Origin of the sequence: Modestobacter caceresii, assembly GCF_000761485.1 — a bacterium.
Taxonomy (GTDB): domain Bacteria; phylum Actinomycetota; class Actinomycetes; order Mycobacteriales; family Geodermatophilaceae; genus Modestobacter; species Modestobacter caceresii.
In genome coordinates this window covers 1-327 of sequence record NZ_JPMX01000133.1, presented here as the reverse complement: position 1 = coordinate 327, position 327 = coordinate 1, and the positions used below count along the sequence as shown (strand labels likewise).

Below are 327 nucleotides of genomic sequence, written 5' to 3'. Positions count from 1 at the left end.
CGGGCCTGCTTCAGCTGCAGGAACACCACGTCGTCCGGGCTGCTGCCCTCGCACAGGGCCACGTAGGCACGCAGCCCCACGCTCCCCACCCCGACCACCTTGTGGGCGACGTCCACGACCGTGTACCCGCTGAGGACCCGTCGCCAGTGGGACGGCAGCGTGTCGACGTAGCCGTCCAGCCCATCGACCACCTCGGCGGCCTCGTCCCGGTCGAGCCGGGTGATCAACGGCGGCTCCTCGATGATCCGCCGCCCGTCCTCCCGCTCCTCGGTGAACCGCGGCAGCGCCCGGTCGCTGACCCGCTTGCGGGCCCGCCGCGAAGCGCGC

General features: G+C 73.4%; 1 protein-coding gene. It reads right to left on the bottom strand.

Annotation, left to right across the window (positions count from 1 at the left end; translation table 11 throughout):
* Nucleotides 1-327 (bottom strand): DUF2252 family protein (locus IN07_RS23215; protein ID WP_036341384.1); only part of this gene is annotated, 327 nt, incomplete at both ends.